Source organism: Variovorax sp. Soil_C_19, from assembly GCF_057657255.1.
Map to the genome: position 1 here is coordinate 71,692 of NZ_JBDGIV010000013.1, position 20,153 is coordinate 91,844.

Sequence of the window (20,153 nt, forward strand, 5' to 3'; positions counted from 1 at the left end):
CTACAACGTGCGAGGCTCCCCGCCGACGGGCCCGCTCATTTCCGTTTCCTACGCTCGGCTCATGCTCGACATCGGCCCGACTTGGGACCTCTTTTCATCGCTCGCATCGCGCCATGGCCGGAGCCTGAGGCTCGCGCACCTCGTCGAAGCGGGCGCCGACAAGCTGCCGCGCCCCGGCGCAGGCCACACGCTGGCGCGCTGGCGCGCGCTCGCCGCCGTGGCTGCGCACGATCTCTCGCTGGTCAAGCTCTTTGAAGGGCACACCGATGCGCTGGCCATCCTGGCGGAGTTGGGCGGCGCGCCGGCCACGCTGCCGGGCGCCCGCTGGGGCACATGGTGTGCCGAGCCGCCCGACGCGCGGCTCGCCTTCGAAGCCGATGCCCGAGGCGAGGGACCCGTCGTCCGCCTGCACGGAACCAAGGCCTGGTGTTCTGGCGCGAGCCAGGTGACGCACGCACTCGTGAGTGGCTGGAACGCCGCTGGCGAGCCCTGCCTCGCCGCCGTGGGCATGACCGAGCCGGGCGTTCGCGTCACGGACGAAGGCTGGCACGCGGTGGGCATGGCCGCGTGCGCGAGTGTCGATGTCCGCTTCGACGGCGCGCGCGCCACGCTGATCGGACGGCCCGGCGACTACGTGCGCCGGCCAGGTTTCTGGCAAGGCGGGGCGGGTATCGCCGCATGCTGGTTCGGTGGCGCATCGGGCATCGCACGGCAGGTGCGCCAAGCCACCGGCGCCAAGGCCGACGCGCACCGGCTCGCGCACCTCGGCGCCATCGAGGTGGCCATGTGCAGTGCGGCTGCGCTGCTGCGCGAAACCGCGGCGTGGATCGACCGCCATCCGCAAGGCGACGCCGAGCGTCCGGCGCGGCGCGTTCGCCTGGCCGTGGAACAGGCGGCGCTGGAGGTGATCCATCACGCCGGCCGCGCGGTCGGCGCCGGCCCGCTGTGCCGCGACGCGAAGTTCGCGCACGCCATGGCCGACCTGCCCGTCTTTCTGCGCCAGAGCCATGCCGAGCGCGACCTGGCCGCGCTCGGACACCTGTCGGTGGATGCGGACGGCGAGGCGGGCACCGCTGGTACCCCCGAGGAGGTATCGGCATGGCGCCTGTAGCGCGCAGGGTAATCGGGGGCGAAGGCACCAGCGAGGCCGAATGGCATCGCTGGGCCGGCCTGGCCGATTTGCCCGCCGTCGACCTGGACACCCTGGTCCCGGAGCACGGGTCGCGTGCCGTGGTTGTGGCGCCGCACCCCGACGACGAAGTGCTTGCGGTGGGCGGCCTGCTCGCGCAACTGGCGGATCGCGGCACGCCGGTGCAACTGATCGCCGTGACCGACGGCACGGCGAGCCATGCCGGCTCGGCGGAATGGTCCGCCGACCGGCTGGCGCAGGTCCGCCCGCGCGAAACAATGCGTGCATTGCGGCGGCTCGGCCTGGCGATCGAACCCTTGCGCCTAGCACTGCCCGACGGCGGGCTCCAGGCCCTGCGCGCGCTGCTGGCCGCGCGGCTCGTGCCGCTGCTGCGTCCGCGCGACGTGGTCTTCACCACCTGGCGCGGGGACGGGCACCCGGACCATGAAGCGACCGGCGAAGCCTGTGCGCTGGCCTCGGCCGCCGCGGGTGCCCGGCTCGTCGAAGTGCCGGTCTGGGGCTGGCATTGGTCGCAGCCCGGCGACGCGCGCATGCCTTGGAAGAACGCGGTCCGCCTTCCCCTCAGCGGCGAAGCGGTGCGGCGCAAGCGCGCGGCCGTTCGCGCCTTCACGAGCCAGCTGCGGTTCGACGCTTCAACCGGCGCGGGGCCCGTGCTGCGCGCCAGCACCGTGGCGCGCGCCGCGCGCCCCTACGAGGTCATGTTCCTGTGAGCGCGGTGCAGGATCGGCTTCCTTATTTCGATGCGCTCTATGCCGAGAGCGACGACCCCTACGCGGTGCGCGAGCGCTGGTACGAGGCCCGCAAGCGCGCAGTGCTGCTGGCCGCGTTGCCGCAGGCACGCTTTCGGCGTGCCTATGAACCGGGCTGCGGCATCGGCGAACTGACGTTCGCGCTCGCGCCGCGCTGCGACGAGCTCGTGGCCAGCGACTTCTCGGACCAGGCGGTCACGATCGCGCGCAAGCGCACCGAATCATTCCCGCAGGTGCGCGTCGACCGCCACGCCATTCCCGAGGGCTGGCCACACGATGCGGGCGGCTTCGACCTCATCGTGCTCAGCGAAGTGGGTTACTTCCTGCAGCGCGCCGAGATGCAGCGCGTCGCCGAATGCTGCGCGACCTCTCTGCTCGCCGAGGGTACGCTGGTCGCATGCGACTGGCGGCCGGGCTTCGCGCAGCGCGCTTTGGCAACGGCCGATGCGCACAGCATCCTTGCCGATCTTGGCCTTGCGCGGCTCGTGCTCCACGAGGAAGACGACTTCGTGCTACAAGTGTGGTCTCGCGACCCGCGCTCGGTGGCGCAGCGGGACGGCATCCGTTGATCGGCGTCATCGTCCCCGCGCACAACGAATGCGAGCGCATCGGCGCCGCGCTGGACGCGCTGCGCTCGGCCGCGGCGCACCCGGGCCTGCATGGCGAAGCCGTCGAAGTGGTGGTCGTGCTCGACAGCTGCAGCGACGGCACTGAAGACGTGGTCGATGCGCACGGCGTCGCGTGCCTGAAGCTGGCCGCGCGCAACGTGGGCGTGGCCCGCGCGCGGGGCGCCGAGCTATGCATCTCGGCCGGCGCGCGCTGGCTCGCCTTCACCGATGCCGACACCATGGTTTCGCGCGACTGGCTGGTGATGCAGCTCGCGGAAGGCGCCGATGCCGTGTGCGGCTGCGTGGAGGTGAACGACTGGACTGCCCACGGCGCCAACGATGAAGCCGTGCGCGCGTTCTTCGAAGGGCGTTACAACCGCGCCGATGGCCATCGGCACGTGCACGGCGCCAACTTGGGCGTCTCGACCGCGGCCTACCTTCGCGCCGGTGGCTTCTCGCCGCTGGCGTGCAGCGAAGACGTGGCGCTGGTGGAGGCGCTCGAGGCCGCGGGCGCCAGCATCGCCTGGAGCGCGGGCCCGCGCGTCGTGACGAGCGCGCGCACCGACCCGCGTGCGCGGGGCGGGTTCGGCGAGACGCTGCTGGCGATGGCGGCCATGCAAGCGCCCGGCCTCTCGCCGATTCCGCCCTAATCGACGCGGATGTTGCGCGCCTTCACCACGCGGCTGTAGATCTCGGCATCGCGGCGCACCATCGCCGTCATTTCCGCGCGCGTCACGCCGAGCGGCTCGCTGTTGAGCTCGCGGATGCGGCGGGCCAGGTCGGGGTCCTTGCTCGCCTCCACGAACACCGCGTTGAAGCGCTCGAGCACCGCCGCAGGCGTGGCCGCGGGCGCCCAGATGCCGTGCCACGACATCATCGAGTAGCCGGGCATCGCCTCGGACAGCGTAGGCACGTCGGGCAGCGCGGGGTGACGCTCCGGTCCCGAGTAGGCCAGTGCCTTCACGCGGCCGGCGCTGATCAGCGGGTAGCCGGTGGCGATCGGCTCCATCAGCGTGTCGACCTGGCCGCCGACCAGGTCGGCGATCGGGCTCGCGCGGTAGGGCACATGGAGCATGTCGATGCCGACCTCGTCCTTGAGCGACTCCACGATGAGCTGCGACGGGCTGCCCGCGCCGTAGGAGGCGTGCGAATAGGTGCCCGGCTTCTCCTTCGCCGCGGCCACGAGTTCCTTGAGCGTCTTGGCAGGGAACTTGGTGGTGGCGATCAGCACGAGACCCTGGCGCATCGTGGTGGCGACCGGGGTCAGGTCCTTCTCGGGGTCGAACGGCAGCTTGCTGTAGATGTAGGGATTGATCGTGAACGCCGTCGAGAGGTTGTACAGAAAGGTGTAGCCGTCGGCGGGCGCCTTCGCGACGGTGTCGGAGGCGAGGGTGCCGGCGGTGCCGGGCCGGTTGTCGATCATCACGGGCACGCCGAGCTTGCGGCCCGCGTACTCGCCATACATGCGCGCGAAGATGTCGGGCGGCGTGCCGGGCGCGAAGCCCACCACGATGCGGATCGGCTTGCTCGGCCATCCGCCGGCGGGGGTTTGGGCGGATGCGGGGGCCGCGGCCACGAGGCTTGCGAGGCCCAGTGCCAGGCCGAGCATCTTCCGCATGAGGCTTGTTGTGGTTGTCGTCGTTGTCGAACGCATGCTTGTCTCCTGTGGTTTTTTGATCTCGGTGCCGTACGCGTCAATCGACCTGCGCACCCGAGCGGCGCACGGCCTCGCCCCATTTCGCGATCTCGGCCGTCGCGAAGGCGCTCATCTCCACGCTGTCCATGGCGGCGGGCTCGATGCCCTGGGCCGCGAGCCGGCGCTGCACCTCGGGCTGGGCCAGCACCGCCTGCGCCGCCTCGCGCAGCCGCTCGCGCTGCGCGGCGGGCATCGCGGCGGGCGCATACAACATGAACCACGCGACCAGGTCGAAGTCGGCGATGCCCTGCTCGGCGAGCGTGGGCACCTCGGGCGCGGCCGCGCTGCGTTTCGCGCTCGATGCACCGAGCGCGCGCAGCGTGCCCGCGCGCACCTGCGGCAGCACGGCGGCCGGGTGATAGAACATGAACTGCACGTTGCCCGCGATCACTTCGTTGAGCGCCTGGTTGCCGTCGCGGTAGGGCACGTGCACGAAGTCCTTGCCGAGGCGCAGGTTGAGCAGCTCGCCCGCGAGGTGGCCCGAGGTTCCGTTTCCGGCCGAGGCGAAGCTCACCGACTTGCCGCTCGCCTGGCGCAGGTCCGCCACGCTCTTCCACGGCGCCGCGGCCGCGACCACCAGCAGCGTCGGCGTGGCACCGACGAAGCCGAGCGGCACGAAGTCGCGCTGCGGGCTGTAGCCGAGCCGCTTGTAGAGCGATGCGTTGATTGCGTGCGTGCCGACCGTGCCGAGCAGCAGCGTGTGGCCATCGGCGCCCGAGCGCACCGCCAGCTCGCTGCCGATGGCACCGCCGGCGCCGGGCCGGTTGTCCACGACCACGGCCTGCGAGAGTTGGCGCCCGAGCGCATCGGCCAGCACGCGGCCCACGATGTCGGTCGAGGTGCCGGCCGCGAACGGCACGATGAGCTTGATCGGCCGCGCATCGCCGCCCGCCTGGGCCCAGGCCATGCCGTGCGGCACCGGGAGCGTGGCGGCCAGCGCCGCCGCCGCCACGAGCGCGCGGCGCTTCATGCCGCCTCCCCGAAGCCGGCGGGCAGCGTGCCGTCGTACTGCAGCTCGCGCGTGGCCTGGTAGGAAAGCGCAAAGCCGCTCGGCGTCTCGGCTTCTTCCGCGAGGTGGGCGATCAGGCCCGCGGTGCGCGCAAGGATCGGCACGCCGCGCAGCGACGCGACCGGAAAACCCACGCCGAGCAGCACCGCGGGAATCGCGGCCGAGACGTTCATGCGCAGGTCCTTGCCGACGATGCCCGGGATCGCGTCTTCGAGCGCCTGCGCGATGCGCACGTAGCGCAGGTCGGCGCCGGCTTCGGTGGCCACCTCGATCAGCCGGTCGACGCGCGGGTCGCGCGCCTTGTGCAGCGGATGGCCGTAGCCCGGTATCGCGGCGCGCGCCGCCTTGAGCCGGCCGATCGCTTCGGCGGCGGCGTCCTCGAGCGTCGCGCCCTCGTCGGTGCGCGCCGCCACGTCGACGAACAGGCGCCCGGCGGTCTCGGAGGCGCCGAGGATCACCGAGCCGCAGCCGAGGATGCCTGCCGCCACCGCACCCTGCAGCGCGTCGGGCGCCGCCGCGAAGGTCATGCGGCTGGCCTGCACGCTCGGCACCAGGCCGTGTTCGGCGATCGCGACCAGCGTGGCATTGAGCACCGCGCTGCACGCGGCGTCGGGACGGCGGCCGGTCAGCAGCAGGAAGAAGTAGTCGGCGAACGACAGCTGGCCGATGAGGTCGCGGCACAGGTCCTGGCCGCGCACGACGATGGTGTGTTCGTCCGAGGTGCAGATGGCGCTGCGCGGGACGGTGGATTTTCCGATCTTCATGGCGGGTTCCTTCAGGCGTGGCGAGGTTCGAGGCGGAAGTCGTAATGCGCCGACCAGTAGGGCGTCTCCAGCAGCCGGCCGTCGGGCGCGCGGCCCGCGGGGTGGGCCTCGAAATCGACGATGAGCCGCGGGCGCACGCCGAACACCGCGTCGGACTCGATGTAGGGGCTGCCCGCGACGAACAGGTGCGTGGTCACGGGCACATGGTTGGGCGCCGAGACCATCATGTGGATGTGGCCCGGGCGGTTGGGATGCCGGCCCATCGCATCGAGCATGCGTCCCACTGGGCCATCGACCGGGATCGGATAGAAGGTCGGCCGGATCGACCAGAACCAGTAGCGGCCCTCGTGGTCGGTGCGGATGCGGCCGCGCGCGGACATGGTCGCGCCCTCGACCTGCATGTCGTAGACGCCTTCGCCGTCGCCCGACCAGATGTCGAGCAGCGCGCCCTCGATCGGGCGGCCTTGGGTGTCGGTGACGCGGCCGCTGTAGAAGGTGGGCTCCCCGCGCGCGCCCTGCGCCACGTCGGCGCCGAGCGGCAAGTCGGGCGCGCCCTCCCAGTAGAACGGACCCTGCACGGTGGCGTGCGTGGCCTCGCTGATCTCGGTGGCTTCGGTGGCACGGCTGCGCTTGCCGGCCGCGGCGCGCAGCTGGTCGAGGATCACCACCATCATCGAGGCGCCCAGCGTGTCCGACAGCAGGATGAACTCCTGGCGGCGGTCGGTGCAGGCCTGCCCGGTCGCGGTCAGGAATTCAATGCCCTGCATCCATTCTTCGGGCTGCAGGTCCACCTCGCGGATGAAGGCATGCAGGTGCGTGATGAGCGAGCGCATCACCTGCGCGAAGCGCGCGTCGCTCGCGCCCTCGAGCCGCTGCAGCACGGCCTGCGTCAGCTCGTCTTCGTTCGATGGGGTCATGGGGCTTGTCTCCTGGTTCTCTTGCAATGTCAGCCGGCGGCGCTGCCGGCTTGGCCGAGCCGCTGGCGGATGGGATCGACGATCGCTGCGTTGTCGGCCCCGAGCACCGGCGGGGCGGTGACCTCGAGCGCGCGTTCGCCGTCGAAGCTCACGGGCGAGCGGATGGTGTGCCACTCGCCGCCCTCGGGATGCGGCGCGCTCACCTGAAGCTGCAGGTGCAGCGCCTGCGGGTCTTCCATCGCCTCGCGTGTGTCGTACATCGGCGCATGCGGCACGTCCTCGGCCTCGAGCCGTGCGCACCAGCTCGCGCGCGGGCGCTGGCGAAACAGCTCGCCGAGCAGCGCGATCAGGTCCTCCTGGTGCGCAATGCGGGCCTCGCGTGACGCGAAGCGCGCATCGGCGAACAGGCGCGGGCGCTCGATCGCATTGGCCAGCCCCTGCCAGAACTTCTCCGGCGAGGACATGTGCAGCGCGATCCAGAGCCCGTCGGCGCACTCGAGCACATACGACTGCGAAACGCTGGGCCGGCTGAACGGGCCCATGACCTCGCTCTCCGAGAAGTAGTGCGTGAACGCGTCGAGGTTGAAGTGGCACATCGCCTCGAGCATCGATACCTCGACCGAGCGCCCCTGGCCGGTGCGGCCGCGCTCGACCAGTGCGCCGAGCACGCCATAGGCGGCATAGAAGCCCGTCATGGCGTCGGCGAGCGCGGGCCCCACCACGCGCGGGTTGGCCGGGTTCACCAGCAGCTTCAGGAAGCCGCTCGCGGCCTGGGCCACGGTGTCGTAGGCCGGGCGGCCAGCGGCGGGGCCGGTCTGCCCGAAGCCGCTGATCGCGCAATACACGAGCCGCGGGTTGAGCGCGCGCAGCCGCGACTCGCCCGCGCCCAATCGATCGGCCGCGCCGGGGCGGAAGTTCTGGATGTAGACGTCGGCGTCCTTCACCAGCTCGTCGAACACGGCCGCGTCGGCAGGCAGCTTGGGGTTGAGCGTGATGCTGCGCTTGTTGCGGTTGTAGGTCTGGAAGTGCGGGCTGTAGAGGCCGCCGCGAAATGCGCGAAACGGATCGCCCGCGCCAGGCTGCTCGATCTTGACCACCTCGGCGCCCAGGTCGGCGAGGAACATGCCCGCGGCCGGCCCCGTGATGAACGTGCCTTGCTCCAGCACCTTGATGCCGCTGAGGACTTGATGCACCGGGTCGTCTCCTGTCGTTGTTGTGGGGTGCGCGAACTCTAGGCGGCGGCCGCGGGTTCGGAAAATGATTGTTTTCCATCGTTACCATCGATGCCATCGATCAACGCACCCGGGCAAGGCCATGGAACTGAGGCACCTGCGCTACTTCATCGCCCTTGCGGGCTCGCTCAACTTCACGCGCGCGGCCGAGCGCCTGCACGTGACGCAGTCGACGCTGTCGCACCAGATCAAGCAGCTCGAGGAAGAGCTCGGCACGCCGCTCTTCGACCGCGCGGGCAAGCGCGTGGCGCTGACCGACGCGGGCGACGAGTTCCTGCACTACTGCACCAAGGCCCTGCACGAGATCGACCTCGGGCTCGGCGCGCTGCGCCAGGACCGCTCTGAAGTGGCGGGCGAACTGCGCGTGGGCTCGACGCACACCTTCAACCTCGGCTTCATCCCCGACTGCATCGCCAGCTTCCATGCGCGCCATCCGCAGGTGAAGGTGGTGGTCGAGGAACTGTCGGCCGACCAGATCGCCGCGCGCCTCGCCGAGCGCACGCTCGACCTCGGCATCGCCTACCGGCCGGCCGTGCCGGGGCCGCTGCAGTTCGAGCCGCTCTACAACGAGGAGATGGTGCTGGTGGTGGCGAAGAAGCATCCGCTCGCGCGGCGCAAGCGCGTGCGCATGGTGGAGCTGCACCGCCTGCCGATGGCGCTGTTGCCGGCCAGCTTCGCCACGCGCCAGATGCTCGACGAGTGCTTTCGCTCGTGCGGCGCAGCGCCGCACGTGGTGGCCGAGATCAACACGCTGGCGCCGATGATGGACCTCGTCGCCAAGACGCAGCTCGCCTCGATCGTGGCCGCCAACGTGGTGAACCCGCTCTCGGGGCTCGTCGTGGTCCGGCTCGAGAGCCCCACGCCCGTGCGCACGCCGGGCATGCTGTGGTCGCCGGCCGCGCGCGATGCGGCAGCGACGCGCGCGTTCTCGGCCGTCGTGCGCAAGCTCGCGCTGCGCAGCAGCCTGCAGGACAGCGTGGCGCGGGTTCGCTAGCTGCCGGCCGTTTTCAGTCGCGGGTGGCGAGCCACTCGCGCGGCGACATGCCGATCTTCTGCGCGAACACTCGCGACAACGCCGACGCATTGGCATAGCCGAGCGTGTCGGCGATGGTCTTGATCGAGGCGCCGCGGCGCAGCTCGGCCTGCGCGATCGACAGGCGCCAGTGGGCCAGGTAGTCCGCGGGCGTGGCGCCCACCACGGCCTTGAAGCGCTCGGCGAACGCGCTGCGTGACAGGCCGGCCTCGCGCGCCATGCGCTCGAGCGTCCAGGCGTCACCGGGGCGCTCGTGCAGGGCCACCAGCACGCGCGCGAGCGCCGGATCGCCGAGGCCGGTGAGCAGGCCCGGCGGCATGTCGCTTTCGTGCGGATGGTCGAGCAGCCAGCGCATCAGCTGGATCAGCACTACCTCGAACAGCCGGTCGGCGAGCAGGCGATGGCCGCACAGCACGCGGCCGGTCTCGGCGAACAGCAGTGCCAGAGACTGCTCGAGCCCCTCCACCGAGCGCAGCGGAAGCCGTACCAGCGGCGGCAGTGCGCGCGCGAGCGGATGCATGTCGCCGCCATCGAAGGCGAGCGTGGCGCAGACGAAGTCGGAGCCTTCCGAAGGCGCGTTGTGGAAGTCGTGCGCGAGCGGGCGCGGATAGAAGAGCAGCGTCGGCTCCTTCACCATCACGCGGCGCGGCACGCCGGCACGCGACGAATGCGTCACCACCATTTCGCCGCGGCGCAGCACATGCAGAAAGCCGCGGCCCGGCTCGGCCACGAATTTCGTGGTGCCGCATAGCGGGCCGGCATGGAACAGGTGAGCCCGCACATGGAAGCGCTCGAGCAGGGCGGAGAGCCGGTCGATGGGTGGGAGCATGGTGCGTACGTGGACGAAAAGGTATGTTGTTCCGACGAAACGAGCCATATCATACGGCGAACGCGAAGACACTGGCTTCTCCGATCCACTCTTCAAAGGAAATCCCATGTCCCGCATTCCCCTCGTGAACCCCGCCGAAGCCTCCGGTGCCGCCAAGGACCTGCTGGCGCAGATCCACGGCGCATTCGGCGCCACGCCCAACATGTTCCGCGCGGTCGCCAATTCGCCGGCGGCGCTGCAGAGCATGTGGGGTGCGTTCGGCGCACTCGGCGGTGGTGCGATCCCGCCGCAGCTCGGCGAACAGATCGCGGTGGCCGTCGCCGACCGCAACGCCTGCCACTACTGCCTGGCCGCCCATACCGCGCTCGGGCGCAAGGCCGGCGTGTCGGCGGCGGAGATGGCGGCGGCCCAGGCCGGCGAATCGTCGGACCCGCGCACCGCGGCCGCGCTGCGCTTCGCGCTGCAGCTCGTCGAGGCGCGCGGCCAGGTCTCGGCGGCCGACGTGCAGACGCTGCGCGACGTGGGCTTCGACGACGGCCAGATCGTGGAGATCCTCGCGCACGTGGCCTTGAACCTCTTCACCAACTATGTGAATGTCGCGTTCGACGTGCCGCTTGATTTCCCGTCGGTCAAGCTGCGCACCGGCGTTGCCTGACCTTTTCTTCTCACCTGGAGCATCCGACATGCCGAACCACAGCTTTGCCCCGGCGCCCGAATGGGAAGTCGCCCAATGGCTCAACACCGACGCACCTCTCACGCTGGCGTCGCTGCGCGGCCGGGTGGTGGTGCTGCATGCGTTCCAGATGCTCTGCCCGGCCTGCGCGACGCATGGCCTGCCGCAGGCAAAGAAGACGCGGCAGCTGTTCGACGCCGATCAGGTGGCCGTCATCGGCCTGCACACGGTGTTCGAGCACCACGAGGTGATGACCCCTGCGGCGCTCGCCGCCTTCGTGCGCGAGTACCGCTACATCTTCCCGATCGGCATCGACACGCCCGCGCGCGGCAGCATCCCCGCGACCATGCGCGAGTACCAGTTGCAGGGCACGCCGAGCAGCGTGCTGATCGATCGGCAAGGCCGCATCCGGATGAGCCACTTCGGCGTGCTCGACGACATGGCGCTCGGCGCGGCCATCGGCCAGCTCGTGGCCGAGACGGCGCCAGCGGCGCTGGCCGCGCGGCCGGCGGATGGCGCGGGCTGCCCTGCGGAGGACGCCCGATGACGGCTCTCGGCCCCACGGTGATCGATGCGCTGCTGGCCGGCCCGGTGGCGCCGCTGCCGGACGGCCGGCCCAGCGGCATCGTCAAGTCGCCGGTGCAGGAGCGGGCGTGGCTGTCGGCCACGGGCCTGCAGGGCGACGCGCAGGCCGACCTGCGCGTCCATGGCGGCCCCGAGAAGGCGCTGCACCACTACCCGCGCGAGCACTACGCGCAGTGGGCGTCGTGGAGCCGGCGCGCCGATCTGCTGGCGCATGCGGGCGCTTTCGGCGAGAACGTCTCGACGCGCGGCTGGGACGAATCGAGCGTCTGCATCGGCGACGTGGTGCGCCTCGGCGAGGCGCTGGTGCAGGTGTCCCAGGGACGGCAGCCCTGCTGGAAGCTCGACGTGCGCTTCGGCGAGCCGGGCATGGCGCGCGAGATGCAGTCGCGCGGCCGCACCGGTTGGTACTACCGCACGCTCGAACCCGGCTGGCTGCACGCGGGCGCGCAGGCCGAACTGGTCGCCCGGCCGCATCCCGACTGGCCCCTGTCGCGGCTGATCGCGCTGCTGTTCTCGCGGGATGCGCGCTTCGCGGCCGAATGGTCGCGCGCTGCCGAACTGGCGGTACTGGCCGAACGGTGGCGCGCCACGTTCCGGCGGCGGGTCGTTTCGGGCGGCGTCGAGGACTGGATGCCGCGCCTGGAGGGCTAAATACTGGCAATCGAGCAGAAGAAAGTTCGCGCGGAGAGTAGGATATATGGGAATAAATCACATCCAAAGCGCCCATGACCCATCGCCTCCGTCCCTTGTCCTGCATTGCGCTGCTGCTTGCCGCCGTGATGTCTCCCGCGCTCGCCGATCCCCACAAGGACGAGAGCGGCCACGGCCGCAAGGGCCGGCATGGCGGCCCCCCGCACAAGGAGTCGTACTGGGACGGGCACTGCAAGGTCGAGCGCAAGTACGAAAAGAACGGCGGCTTCAAGGAGAAGCGCAAATGCAGGGAGCCTGCGCCGCAGCCCGTCTATGAAGCGCCGTCCTATGGCCACCCGCCGCCCGGCGTCGTGGTCCATCCGCCGGCCATCGTGATCCAGCCTCCGACGGTGATCATCCGGCCGTAAGCCATGGCTGCGGTCGCTGCCGAGGTGATGCGTGTGAAGCGGGAGCCGGTCGAGGAATACCAGGGATGCACGCTGCACTTCCAGGTCGCGGCACTCTCCGAGTCCGCGGTTCTCGCCACGGTCGAGATCCGCAGGCAGGCGAGCGTGTTGTGTCGTCTTTCAATGTTCGGTGTTCATCCCTCTTTCGAGGATGCGCAGGCGGCACTGCGGCAAAGCGCCCACGAATGGATCGCGCACCGCGCGCAGCGGCGGCCCTGAGGCGCCGCTACGCGCGCTGCTCGCCGGTTGCCGTGGCCAGATTGCTGTCCAGGCGGTCGCAGAGGTCGCGCGAGATGTCGCTGCCGACCTTGCGCACGAACCACCGCCCCGACGCGACGACCTCCTCGTAGTCGCAGGCCTGGAACCAGCGCGACAGCGACGGGTCGATCAGGTGCAGGTTCGCCGCGTCCCAGACGCCGCTGCCGCTGACAGGCTCCACGGTGTGCTGCAGCGGCGAGTTCGCGAGCAGCGTGTGGAAGTAGATCTCGTCGGGTGCCTTGGAGAACCGCAGGAAGCGCTTCACGGCCTCTTGCTGCGGATGGCCCACGAGGTAGCCCGCGGCCTCGGGCGTCAGCGCCCACCATTGCGAGCCGAAGTACCACGCGGGAATGAGCGGGAACGAACGGCGCCCGAGCTTGCCCGCAAACTGCAGCACGCCGCGCAGCAGCCGCACGCCGGTTAACTTGCGCCCGTCGACCGGAAGGTCCTCGTAGAACCAGAAGTGACGCACGCGCTCATGCAGCTTGCGCGTGCTCGCCAATGGCATCAGCTTGATGAAGTTGGTGCCCGCATGCTGCTGCAAATAGGTGCGGAACTCGTCCATCGGACGCAGTGGATAGCAGCTTCCGGAGAGCAGCACGAAATGGCTCACCTGCGACAGATCGCATGTGGCCAGCGCCGTGCGCATGAGCCGCAAGGTGGCCTCCACCTGAGAGATGGCGCCCCAGCGCACATCGATGCGCTGGTTCACGAACGCCACATGGGGGTCTGCGACCTGGAACGCTGAGAGATCGGCCTTGGCATCGACATGGACGAAGCAGCGCCCCACCGGCGCGAGGTGCCGCAGCAGGCGCTTGGCCTGCTGCGGATCTGCATGGACGAGCAACAGGAATACCGGGCTCATGTTGCGGTTGCATCACACCTTGTTGGTACGCCAGAGCACCAGGGCGCTTGATTGCCGGCAGGGGAACGCTCGGCCGTGCCTGACTGTAGCGGCTCGGGCTGCTGCGGCGACCGGTCTGTTGCTGTCGGTTTCGTTTGACAACCGTCGACGGGCTACCCATTTGTCGGGATGCACGGAAGAAGATCGGCCAGAGCGGCATCGCGAATGGCCGTCACGCCTCTCGTCAGCCCTTGAAAGGCGTCAGGTATGGTGCTGCGGCGCGATCAGCGTCTTTTCTGTAGCTCGGTATCTCCGTCTTGCTCGCGCTTGCCAATGCTTCTTTGAGTTGTGCGGCGTTCAGGTCTTTGCAGTACGCGGGGGTTCCGGGTTGCTGCCTCCACGATTCAGCGAGTGTTCCGCCATCAATGGCATCGAACCCCAACTCGCGGACGACGCCTTGTACAAGGTGCTTGGCTTCAGTGTTGTCGCCGGCAACTGAAAGTGCAATGCGTCCAGCGCTTCCACCCGAGTGGCCGCGTGTCGCCAAGCTCTCAGCCAGGATGTTGTTGAAGGCCTTGACGACGGGCCTGCCCAGCACCGAAGAAATCCATTCGCTGTCCGTGGCCCCTTCCTCAACCTGCGCCACGACACCATCGCGGGTGGGGTAGTAGTTGCCTGCATCGACGACCACAGCAGGGTTCTTGCGCAGCACTTCATGGGGAAGGTCGGCGACCGCCAATTGCGGGATGGCGATGATGACCAAGTCCGCAGCGCCTGATGCTTGCTCGACCGTCGCAGCGACCACCCCAGTCTCGGCTGCGAAAGCCGCGAGCGTTGCCGGACCCCGTGAGTTCGCAATCAGCACTTCGTGGCCCAATGCCTTGAGGTTGCGGGCGAGCGTGCTGCCAATGTTGCCCGACCCAATGATTCCAATGTGCATCTTGAGATCTCTTATCCAGAAGGGCGATTATTCGAACGACGGCGTCCCCCGGGGGCGACAGGGTCAAAACGGCCGACCATGCTTGCATAGCCGGGAGGATTGCAAAACTGATGCGTAGCGCGATGTCCGCTATGGGCAGCGGACCTACGCATCTCTCGATGCGCTTTCCTGCGCGAGGCTATCGACCAGAGTAGCCTGGTTGCCACCCGTCAAGACACAGCCCCATAGACCAGATTCTTGTACAACATCCGTGTGTGAATCCGGTTGGAGGGGCATTGCGCCATCAGCACGCCGACCAGCTGCTCGCGCGGGTCGATCCAGAAGCTCGTTCCCCAGGCGCCGGCCCACATTGCGTCGCCCACGCTGCCAGGCGTCCAGCCCACGCCGTCGTAGAGGCGAACGCCCCATCCCAACCCGAAACCGTATCCCGGGCCGGTGGTCGCACTGGGCACCCCGGCTTTGCCGATCAGATGGTCGGACAGCATGAATTCCACGGTCTTGCGCGACAGGTATCGGGTCTGGCCGTCGGTTCCACCGTTCAGCACCATCTGCGCGAACTTCAGGTAGTCCGCGCCCGTGCCAACCAATCCGGCGCCGCCTTTGAGGTAGGTGCGTGGCGCTGGGTCGGTGTCGTGGCGGTAGGCACGCAGCATCGACGCCTTCTGCGCGTCACTTTCCAGCGCCTCTGCCAGACGACTGCGTTTGGCCGGGGGCACCCACCAGGCGGTGTCGGTCATGCCCAACGGGCCGATCAGCATCTCCTGCATCAGCACGTCCAGACGTTTCTTGGTCGCGCGCTCCAGCAGCAAGCCCAGCACGTCGGTAGCAATCGAATAGAACCAAGTCGTGCCTGGCTGGTACGCCAGTGGGATGGTGCCCAGGCGTTTGAGCATCTCGTCGCCGGTGATGTCGGTTTCCAGCGATTCGATACCCAGGTCCGCGTACATCTTGCCGATGCGCGGCGACGGGCTGGCTGGACCGTAGACGAAGCCTGCCGTATGCATGAGCAGGTCTTGCACGGTGATCGGACGGGCCAGCGGCACGTCGCCCGCCGGCGTCTCGACCTTGAGATCCTTGAGTTCGGGCAACCAGTTCGTGACCGGGTCGTTGAGCTTCAGCACACCTTGCTCCGTCAGCATCATTGTGGCGACGGAGGTCAACGGCTTGGTCATGGAGGCGAGCCGGAAAATCGCGTCGCGCGGCATGGGCTTGGTCTTGGCAGCGTCGAGAAAGCCAACCGCCTCATGGTGCACAAGCTTTCCCTCGTGCGAGACAAGGGACACGGCGCCTGGAAAAGTGCCGACGCCGACCTGCGCGTTCAGTGCTGGCGCGATGCGCCTCAGCCGGGCTGAAGACACTGCAGGAGGTGGCATGGTCGGAACGCTTGTACATCCGGCAAGGAAGGCGGTCCCAAAGGCGGACAAGGCAAGCTGGCGCCGAGTAACGGTCATTTCGTCTCCATCTGATTTTTCAGAAAACAAATCCTTCCCATGTACGCGCGCCGCGTAAACGGGTGAAACCCGCTTACGACGAAGGGCTTACTCGGACACGCAGAGCTCGAGAGTCAGGCACAGCGGCACAGCGGCACAGCGGCACAGCGGCACAGCGGCACAGCGGCACAGCGGCACAGCGGCACAGCGGCACATCGTGGGAACGGCTCACCAACCGTGCACAAGCCGCAGCAACTGTGTGACTCCCCACACCAACCGGCGGAAACCTACGCCGCCTTGCGGCGCGAGGCCGGCGCCTTCTTGCCCGCGGCCTTCTTCGCGGCGGCACCGGTCTTCTTCGCGGCCGCTGTCTTCTTCGCCGGCGCGGCCTCCGATTTCCGGGCGGCCTTGCCGCCGCGCAGGCTGCGGGTCAGGAGCTCGGTCAGGTCGATGACCTCGGCGCCTTGCGACGGTGCCTCTTCTTCGGGCTCGATCACCGTTTCGGTGTCGCCCGCCTTGACCTTCTTCTCGACGACCTTCATGACCGCGTGCTTGAACTCGTCCTTGAATTCCTCGGGCTTCCACGTGCCGCTCATGTCCTTCACGAGCTGCTCGGCCATCTTCATTTCGGCGGGCGTGATCCTGGCGGCTTTGACGCCGGCGGGCGGCAGGTCGAGGCCCTCGACGGGCTTGACCTCGTCGCCCCAGCGCAGCAGGTTCAGCACGAGCACCTCGCCCGCGGGCACCAGCGCGGCCAGGTGCTGCTTGGTGGCGATCACCACCTTGGCGAGACCGATCTTGCCGGTCTTGACCATGACCTCGCGCAGCAGCGCGTAGACCTTGTGCCCTTTGTTGACCGGTGCGACGTAGTAGGGCCGCTCGAGGTAGAGGAACGGAATCTCGTTGGCGTCGATGAAGCGCTGGATCTCGATGGTCTGCGTGGTGCGCGGGTAGGCCGCCTCGATCTCCTCGCGCGAGACGACGACGTATTTGCCGTCCTCGTACTCGACGCCCTTGACGATGTTCTCGGCGGCAATCTCCTTGCCGGTGCGCTTGTTGATGCGCTTGTAGCCGACGCGGTCCATGCTGCGCTTGTCGAGCCAGTCGAAGTCGACGCCCTGCTCGGTGCTCGCGGTGTGCAGGCCCACGGGGATGTGCACCAGCCCGAAACTGATCGCGCCCTTCCAGAGGGTTCTGCCGCCAGTGGCCAAGATTCAACTCCTTGCAGTGGATCGATGTGGCCGAACCTAGCGCGAAGCGGCTGCCCCGGGCGTAGGAAGAAGCGACGCCCGCATCTACGCCTTGCCCTGAAGACGCCGGAACGCGCTGAAGTGCCGGATCGCGAGCTGCTTGTGCCCGAGCTCGGCGTAGAGCAGCGCCGCGTTCTGGTGCGCATCCGCCAGGTCGGGCTGCAGCTGCAGCGCTTTTTCGTAGCTGGCCAGCGCATCGCCGACCCGGCCCGCGCCCTCAAGCGCGACCGCGTGGTTGTAGTGCATCAGCGGATCGTCGCCGCAGTGCCGCACACCCGCCTCGTAGAGGTCGGCGGCTTCGGCGCAGCGGCCTGCCTCGCACAGCATGAAGCCGAGGTTCAGGTAGGCATGGGCATGGGCCGGGTCCTGCACGAGGATCTGCCGGTACAGCGATTCGGCCTCCGCCGGTGCCGTGGCCTCGAGCGCCTCCGCGCGCGCGAAGAGCGCATCGAGATCGATGGTGGCACTGCTGGCGCTGCGGTCCTGCGGCGCGAACAGGAAGCTCACCGAACCGGCACCGGGCTCGATGCGCAGGTCCAGCACCAGCTGGCCGGTGTCGGGCTCCCAGTGCGCATCGGACGAGCGCACCGTGACGCGGGCGCCCTCGGCCTTGATGCGCAGGCCCGCGAGCGGCATCTCCGCGGGAAGCCCGGCCTTGAGCTGCCGCAGCGACCGCAGGATCTGCCGCGTCGGGATGCGCGCCGCGCGCAGTTCGTGCGCCGAGCGCAGCAGCACCACGTCCTGGAACGAGAACTGCCAGGTTCCCCCGGGCGTCTTCACCGGCGCGACGAAGCCGAGCTCGATCAGCTTGCTCACGGCATGCCGCGACAGGCCCAGCAGCTGGACCACGCCGCGCAGCGTGTAGGGCGTCGACGGCCCGGACGAGGCGTTCACTTCTTCATGCGCACGCGTGCCGGGGCCGCAGCGGCCTTCTCGGGCGCCTTGGGCGCGCGCTTGGCCTTGCTCGGAACGCTGCGCAGCGGCGCGGCCTTGGCATCGGCGCCCGGGCGGCGCGCGAGGCTGGCCTTGAGCATTTCGGCGAGGTCGATCACCTGGCCCGTGCCCGCATCCTCAGGATGGTCGGCGGCGACGATCTCCTCGCCGGCGATCTTCGCGTCGATGGCGGCGAGGATGCGCTTCTTCTCCTCGTCTTCGAACAGCGTCGGGTCGTAGCTGTCCTGCGATATCTGGTCGATCAGCTGCAGCGCGAGTTTGAGCTCGGACGCGCTGGGTTCCAGCTGCTCGATGTCGAGGTTGGCCAGCGAGCGCACCTCGTCCGCGTACAGTAGCTGCTGGAGCACCAGCCCCTCGTCGAGCGCGCGCACCTGCACCACGTACTGCTTCGACTTCCAGGCCCACTTGGCGAGCGCACAGCGCCCGCTCTCGCGCATCGCCTTTTTGAGCAGGTTGTACGGCTTGCCGCCGCGCTTGTCGGGTGCGAGGTAGTAGGGCTTGTCGTAGTAGATCGGGTCCACCGCATCGGCGGGGATGAAGGCCACGATGTCGATCAGGTGACTTCCGCCTTCCTCGAGCGCCTTGAGCTCCTCGGGCCTGAAGATCACGTACCGGTCCTTCTCGAATTCGTAGCCCTTCACCATCTCCGAGCGCGGGACGATCTTCTGCGGGTCGCCGGCGGACACGTACTGCTGCTTGACGCGCTCGCCTTCCTTCGACAGCAGGTTGAAGTGCACGGTCGCGGCACTTTCGGTGGCCGAGTAGAGGCGGACCGGGATCGACACCAGGCCGAAGCCCAGCGTCAGCGATGCGATCGAACGGGCAGTGGCCATCTGATGCTCCTCAGGACGAGGAGACAACATGCCACTTTTCGGGGCTCAGGGAAAGAGGCGCGTTTCGCTGGAACGGCGTCGGGCGCTTCGCTGGTGCATGCGCCGCGGCTGCACCGGCTCGGCCACGGGCGCCACCGGGATCGCCGGCATCACGGCGGCGACGGCTGCGTCGGGCGCCGGCGTGCCGAGCTGGCACCACAGGCTCGCGAAGCGGACGTCGGCCTCCTTGCGCAGCTTGGCGATCTGCTCGATGCGGCTTGCGGGCAGCTCGAGACGCCCGCCCTGCGAGCGCTGGTGAAGCGCATGAACGGCGGCATAGGCGGCGGTCTCGGCGGCCATCCAGGCAGCGAAATCGGCAGAGGCGGGTTCTCCGGGCATGGTGTCGTTCCAAGTGACGTGGCGGAAGGGCTGCAATCTACGGACCGCCTCCCACCTGCCCTTGTAGGCCGCCGCCGCCTGGTGGCGCCGGATAACGTGCGTCTCGCAGCCGGCTCAGCCCGGGATCTCGGGCTCGACCAGCTGCGCCAGCGCGACCAGCGACTCCTGCCACCCGAGGTAGCACATCTCCGCGGGAATCACGTCGGGAATGCCTTCCTGCACGATCGCCATGTCGGTGCCGCAGGACACGGCGGTGAGCGTCACCGTCGTCTTCATCGTGCCCGGCAGGTTCGGATCGTCGAAGCGTGCGTCGTAGGCAACGCGCTGGCCCGGAACCAGCTCGAGGTACTTGCCGCCGAACGAATGGCCCTGGCCGCTGCCGAAGCTGGTGAACGACATGCGCCAGCTCCCGCCGACCACCGGGTCCATCTGGTGGACCTTGCCGGTGAAGCCGAATGGCGGCAGCCAGCGCTCGAAGGCGCCGGGTTCGACGAAGGCACGGTAGATCCGCTCGGGCGGGGCGCGCAGGATGCGGTGAAGACGGATGGTGCTGGTTGCCATGGTGGCGTGCTCCTGTGAAGTGCAGAGGAAGACCCTCTGCCTGTACGACGAACGAGCCCGGGCGGAATCGACATCGTCGTGCGAGTCACATCAAACGGAACCCGCGCGCGAACTGCATCGAGGTCTTCACGAAACCGGGCACCTCGCCCATCTTCGCGATCTCGGCCATCCCCGCCTCCGTGATCCTGACCACCGTGGCCACGCGCGACGCAGCATAGCGTGCGGTCGACCGAAGGGCCGCGACTTCCGCTTCGATCAGGCCCGTGGCGACGAGCACCGAGACGTGCCGGAGCTCCTCTGGGTGGGCGACCCGGACGGGAAGCTGCACATGCTGCAGCCGCATCAAGAACAAGAGTGGCATTC

General features: G+C 68.9%; 25 protein-coding genes. 10 read left to right on the forward strand and 15 right to left on the reverse strand.

What is annotated here, in order from left to right; all coding sequences use genetic code 11:
• Nucleotides 1-61 precede the first annotated feature (61 nt).
• From AC3A6R_RS21385 to AC3A6R_RS21400, 4 genes are read left to right on the forward strand one after another with little or no spacing between them, the layout of a single operon-like run.
• Nucleotides 62-1,111 carry an acyl-CoA dehydrogenase gene (locus AC3A6R_RS21385; RefSeq protein WP_487860148.1) on the forward strand — a complete coding sequence of 350 codons (1,050 nt, stop codon included), beginning with the start codon at nucleotides 62-64 and terminating at the stop codon, nucleotides 1,109-1,111.
• Complete coding sequence (locus AC3A6R_RS21390; protein WP_487860147.1) at nucleotides 1,099-1,860, forward strand: PIG-L deacetylase family protein; 762 nt, start codon at nucleotides 1,099-1,101, stop codon at nucleotides 1,858-1,860. Before AC3A6R_RS21385 ends, AC3A6R_RS21390 begins: the two co-directional genes overlap by 13 nt.
• On the forward strand, nucleotides 1,857-2,468 hold the full coding sequence (locus tag AC3A6R_RS21395) for a methyltransferase (RefSeq protein WP_487860146.1): 612 nt from the start codon (nucleotides 1,857-1,859) through the stop codon (nucleotides 2,466-2,468). The genes AC3A6R_RS21390 and AC3A6R_RS21395 overlap by 4 nt, the downstream gene beginning before the upstream one ends.
• Nucleotides 2,465-3,157 carry a glycosyltransferase family 2 protein gene (locus tag AC3A6R_RS21400; protein ID WP_487860145.1) on the forward strand — a complete coding sequence of 231 codons (693 nt, stop codon included), beginning with the start codon at nucleotides 2,465-2,467 and terminating at the stop codon, nucleotides 3,155-3,157. Before AC3A6R_RS21395 ends, AC3A6R_RS21400 begins: the two co-directional genes overlap by 4 nt.
• On the opposite strand, the gene AC3A6R_RS21405 is transcribed toward AC3A6R_RS21400, so the two are convergent.
• The 5 genes from AC3A6R_RS21405 to AC3A6R_RS21425 form a co-directional block, all read right to left on the reverse strand.
• On the reverse strand, nucleotides 3,154-4,125 hold the full coding sequence (locus AC3A6R_RS21405; RefSeq protein ID WP_487865517.1) for a Bug family tripartite tricarboxylate transporter substrate binding protein: 972 nt from the start codon (nucleotides 4,123-4,125) through the stop codon (nucleotides 3,154-3,156). The genes AC3A6R_RS21400 and AC3A6R_RS21405 overlap by 4 nt on opposite strands.
• Before the next feature lie 76 nt (nucleotides 4,126-4,201).
• Nucleotides 4,202-5,173 (reverse strand): Bug family tripartite tricarboxylate transporter substrate binding protein, encoded by a 972-nt coding sequence (locus tag AC3A6R_RS21410; RefSeq protein WP_487860143.1) that lies wholly within the window; start codon nucleotides 5,171-5,173, stop codon nucleotides 4,202-4,204.
• Nucleotides 5,170-5,976, reverse strand: a complete 807-nt coding sequence (locus AC3A6R_RS21415; RefSeq protein ID WP_487865518.1) for a citryl-CoA lyase — start codon at nucleotides 5,974-5,976, stop codon at nucleotides 5,170-5,172. Before AC3A6R_RS21415 ends, AC3A6R_RS21410 begins: the two co-directional genes overlap by 4 nt.
• A gap of 11 nt (nucleotides 5,977-5,987) precedes the next feature.
• Nucleotides 5,988-6,893 carry a dioxygenase family protein gene (locus AC3A6R_RS21420; protein WP_487865519.1) on the reverse strand — a complete coding sequence of 302 codons (906 nt, stop codon included), beginning with the start codon at nucleotides 6,891-6,893 and terminating at the stop codon, nucleotides 5,988-5,990.
• Nucleotides 6,894-6,922: 29 nt separating this feature from the next.
• On the reverse strand, nucleotides 6,923-8,086 hold the full coding sequence (locus AC3A6R_RS21425) for a CaiB/BaiF CoA transferase family protein (protein WP_487865520.1): 1,164 nt from the start codon (nucleotides 8,084-8,086) through the stop codon (nucleotides 6,923-6,925).
• Nucleotides 8,087-8,207: 121 nt separating this feature from the next.
• On the opposite strand from AC3A6R_RS21425, the gene AC3A6R_RS21430 reads away from it, so the two are divergent.
• The gene (locus AC3A6R_RS21430) at nucleotides 8,208-9,119 is read left to right on the forward strand and encodes a LysR substrate-binding domain-containing protein (protein ID WP_487860139.1); all 912 of its coding nucleotides are present in this window, start codon (nucleotides 8,208-8,210) and stop codon (nucleotides 9,117-9,119) included.
• Nucleotides 9,120-9,132: 13 nt separating this feature from the next.
• On the opposite strand, the gene AC3A6R_RS21435 is transcribed toward AC3A6R_RS21430, so the two are convergent.
• Nucleotides 9,133-9,987, reverse strand: coding sequence for an AraC family transcriptional regulator (locus tag AC3A6R_RS21435; RefSeq protein ID WP_487860138.1), 855 nt, complete (start codon nucleotides 9,985-9,987; stop codon nucleotides 9,133-9,135).
• A 106-nt stretch (nucleotides 9,988-10,093) separates the two neighbouring features.
• Here AC3A6R_RS21435 and AC3A6R_RS21440 point away from each other — a divergent pair, with 106 nt between their 5' ends.
• The 5 genes from AC3A6R_RS21440 (at nucleotide 10,094) to AC3A6R_RS21460 (ending at nucleotide 12,561) form a co-directional block, all read left to right on the forward strand.
• Nucleotides 10,094-10,642, forward strand: coding sequence for a carboxymuconolactone decarboxylase family protein (locus AC3A6R_RS21440; protein WP_487860137.1), 549 nt, complete (start codon nucleotides 10,094-10,096; stop codon nucleotides 10,640-10,642).
• A gap of 28 nt (nucleotides 10,643-10,670) precedes the next feature.
• Nucleotides 10,671-11,207: a redoxin domain-containing protein gene (locus AC3A6R_RS21445; protein ID WP_487860136.1), complete on the forward strand. Its 537-nt coding sequence runs from the start codon at nucleotides 10,671-10,673 to the stop codon at nucleotides 11,205-11,207.
• On the forward strand, nucleotides 11,204-11,896 hold the full coding sequence (locus AC3A6R_RS21450) for an MOSC domain-containing protein (RefSeq protein ID WP_487860135.1): 693 nt from the start codon (nucleotides 11,204-11,206) through the stop codon (nucleotides 11,894-11,896). Before AC3A6R_RS21445 ends, AC3A6R_RS21450 begins: the two co-directional genes overlap by 4 nt.
• A gap of 74 nt (nucleotides 11,897-11,970) precedes the next feature.
• Entirely contained in the window at nucleotides 11,971-12,303 is a 333-nt protein-coding gene (locus tag AC3A6R_RS21455) for a hypothetical protein (protein ID WP_487865521.1), read from the forward strand.
• A 3-nt stretch (nucleotides 12,304-12,306) separates the two neighbouring features.
• On the forward strand, nucleotides 12,307-12,561 hold the full coding sequence (locus AC3A6R_RS21460; RefSeq protein ID WP_487860133.1) for a hypothetical protein: 255 nt from the start codon (nucleotides 12,307-12,309) through the stop codon (nucleotides 12,559-12,561).
• A 7-nt stretch (nucleotides 12,562-12,568) separates the two neighbouring features.
• On the opposite strand, the gene AC3A6R_RS21465 is transcribed toward AC3A6R_RS21460, so the two are convergent.
• From AC3A6R_RS21465 to AC3A6R_RS21505, 9 genes are all read right to left on the reverse strand, one after another.
• Complete coding sequence (locus tag AC3A6R_RS21465; RefSeq protein ID WP_487865522.1) at nucleotides 12,569-13,465, reverse strand: beta-1,6-N-acetylglucosaminyltransferase; 897 nt, start codon at nucleotides 13,463-13,465, stop codon at nucleotides 12,569-12,571.
• 223 nt (nucleotides 13,466-13,688) lie between these two features.
• On the reverse strand, nucleotides 13,689-14,399 hold the full coding sequence (locus tag AC3A6R_RS21470) for an NADPH-dependent F420 reductase (protein WP_487860600.1): 711 nt from the start codon (nucleotides 14,397-14,399) through the stop codon (nucleotides 13,689-13,691).
• A gap of 194 nt (nucleotides 14,400-14,593) precedes the next feature.
• Entirely contained in the window at nucleotides 14,594-15,757 is a 1,164-nt protein-coding gene (locus tag AC3A6R_RS21475) for a serine hydrolase domain-containing protein (RefSeq protein WP_487865523.1), read from the reverse strand.
• 344 nt (nucleotides 15,758-16,101) lie between these two features.
• Nucleotides 16,102-17,025: a non-homologous end joining protein Ku gene (gene ku / locus AC3A6R_RS21480; RefSeq protein WP_487860129.1), complete on the reverse strand. Its 924-nt coding sequence runs from the start codon at nucleotides 17,023-17,025 to the stop codon at nucleotides 16,102-16,104.
• Nucleotides 17,026-17,109: 84 nt separating this feature from the next.
• Nucleotides 17,110-17,958: a tetratricopeptide repeat protein gene (locus AC3A6R_RS21485; protein ID WP_487860128.1), complete on the reverse strand. Its 849-nt coding sequence runs from the start codon at nucleotides 17,956-17,958 to the stop codon at nucleotides 17,110-17,112.
• Nucleotides 17,955-18,851, reverse strand: a complete 897-nt coding sequence (gene ku, locus AC3A6R_RS21490; protein WP_487860127.1) for a non-homologous end joining protein Ku — start codon at nucleotides 18,849-18,851, stop codon at nucleotides 17,955-17,957. Before ku (AC3A6R_RS21490) ends, AC3A6R_RS21485 begins: the two co-directional genes overlap by 4 nt.
• 45 nt (nucleotides 18,852-18,896) lie before the next feature.
• Nucleotides 18,897-19,229 (reverse strand): hypothetical protein, encoded by a 333-nt coding sequence (locus tag AC3A6R_RS21495; protein ID WP_487860126.1) that lies wholly within the window; start codon nucleotides 19,227-19,229, stop codon nucleotides 18,897-18,899.
• A gap of 114 nt (nucleotides 19,230-19,343) precedes the next feature.
• Complete coding sequence (locus AC3A6R_RS21500) at nucleotides 19,344-19,790, reverse strand: SRPBCC family protein (RefSeq protein ID WP_487860125.1); 447 nt, start codon at nucleotides 19,788-19,790, stop codon at nucleotides 19,344-19,346.
• Between the two features lie 85 nt (nucleotides 19,791-19,875).
• Entirely contained in the window at nucleotides 19,876-20,151 is a 276-nt protein-coding gene (locus AC3A6R_RS21505; protein WP_487860124.1) for a hypothetical protein, read from the reverse strand.
• Nucleotides 20,152-20,153: the final 2 nt, after the last annotated feature.

Excerpts from the sequence above, each read along its gene's own strand:
- ku (WP_487860127.1), bottom strand. The coding sequence starts at position 18,851 with ATGGCCACTGCCCGTTCGATCGCATCGCTGACGCTGGGCTTCGGCCTG.
- AC3A6R_RS21430 (WP_487860139.1), top strand. The coding sequence starts at position 8,208 with ATGGAACTGAGGCACCTGCGCTACTTCATCGCCCTTGCGGGCTCGCTC.
- AC3A6R_RS21465 (WP_487865522.1), bottom strand. The coding sequence starts at position 13,465 with ATGAGCCCGGTATTCCTGTTGCTCGTCCATGCAGATCCGCAGCAGGCC.
- AC3A6R_RS21435 (WP_487860138.1), bottom strand. The coding sequence starts at position 9,987 with ATGCTCCCACCCATCGACCGGCTCTCCGCCCTGCTCGAGCGCTTCCAT.
- AC3A6R_RS21455 (WP_487865521.1), top strand. The coding sequence starts at position 11,971 with ATGACCCATCGCCTCCGTCCCTTGTCCTGCATTGCGCTGCTGCTTGCC.
- AC3A6R_RS21445 (WP_487860136.1), top strand. The coding sequence starts at position 10,671 with ATGCCGAACCACAGCTTTGCCCCGGCGCCCGAATGGGAAGTCGCCCAA.
- AC3A6R_RS21420 (WP_487865519.1), bottom strand. The coding sequence starts at position 6,893 with ATGACCCCATCGAACGAAGACGAGCTGACGCAGGCCGTGCTGCAGCGG.
- AC3A6R_RS21500 (WP_487860125.1), bottom strand. The coding sequence starts at position 19,790 with ATGGCAACCAGCACCATCCGTCTTCACCGCATCCTGCGCGCCCCGCCC.
- AC3A6R_RS21475 (WP_487865523.1), bottom strand. The coding sequence starts at position 15,757 with ATGCCACCTCCTGCAGTGTCTTCAGCCCGGCTGAGGCGCATCGCGCCA.
- AC3A6R_RS21460 (WP_487860133.1), top strand. The coding sequence starts at position 12,307 with ATGGCTGCGGTCGCTGCCGAGGTGATGCGTGTGAAGCGGGAGCCGGTC.
- AC3A6R_RS21450 (WP_487860135.1), top strand. The coding sequence starts at position 11,204 with ATGACGGCTCTCGGCCCCACGGTGATCGATGCGCTGCTGGCCGGCCCG.
- AC3A6R_RS21390 (WP_487860147.1), top strand. The coding sequence starts at position 1,099 with ATGGCGCCTGTAGCGCGCAGGGTAATCGGGGGCGAAGGCACCAGCGAG.
- AC3A6R_RS21495 (WP_487860126.1), bottom strand. The coding sequence starts at position 19,229 with ATGCCCGGAGAACCCGCCTCTGCCGATTTCGCTGCCTGGATGGCCGCC.
- AC3A6R_RS21505 (WP_487860124.1), bottom strand. The coding sequence starts at position 20,151 with ATGCCACTCTTGTTCTTGATGCGGCTGCAGCATGTGCAGCTTCCCGTC.
- AC3A6R_RS21410 (WP_487860143.1), bottom strand. The coding sequence starts at position 5,173 with ATGAAGCGCCGCGCGCTCGTGGCGGCGGCGGCGCTGGCCGCCACGCTC.
- AC3A6R_RS21405 (WP_487865517.1), bottom strand. The coding sequence starts at position 4,125 with ATGCGGAAGATGCTCGGCCTGGCACTGGGCCTCGCAAGCCTCGTGGCC.
- AC3A6R_RS21415 (WP_487865518.1), bottom strand. The coding sequence starts at position 5,976 with ATGAAGATCGGAAAATCCACCGTCCCGCGCAGCGCCATCTGCACCTCG.
- AC3A6R_RS21440 (WP_487860137.1), top strand. The coding sequence starts at position 10,094 with ATGTCCCGCATTCCCCTCGTGAACCCCGCCGAAGCCTCCGGTGCCGCC.
- AC3A6R_RS21385 (WP_487860148.1), top strand. The coding sequence starts at position 62 with ATGCTCGACATCGGCCCGACTTGGGACCTCTTTTCATCGCTCGCATCG.